This window comes from Rothia sp. HMSC058E10, assembly GCF_001809415.1.
GTDB lineage: Bacteria > Actinomycetota > Actinomycetes > Actinomycetales > Micrococcaceae > Rothia > Rothia dentocariosa.
On record NZ_KV797637.1, the window covers coordinates 1 to 311 of the forward strand.

The following is a 311-nucleotide window of genomic DNA, read 5'->3' on the forward strand; positions in this document are numbered from 1 at the left end:
GAGGATATGGGCTAGGACGCATAGGATAGTCCAGACGCATATAATCAACCATATGCACGGCATAGATAGCATATCTATCATTGCCAAGACGATCTGCCATCGACAGTACGTCCTCAAAGTTTTTATAGTACACAAACAGTCCCTGACGCAGATCAAGCCAATCAACCTCAGTAGCATATTCAAAAGCCCAATGGACATCAAACTCATACGGAAAAGAATCCCAGTCGAAATCCAAAGCTGTTAAAAGACGACGCCCAAATTCCAATGATCCAGTGGCTCCAGCACAGTCAACCTCTGCGATATACCACCCT

1 pseudogene is annotated in these 311 nt (G+C 45.0%); it reads right to left on the reverse strand.

Features of this window, described 5'->3' with window-relative positions:
- Window positions 1–311 (reverse strand): annotated as a pseudogene (locus HMPREF2609_RS10660) (hypothetical protein); the annotation flags it as partial.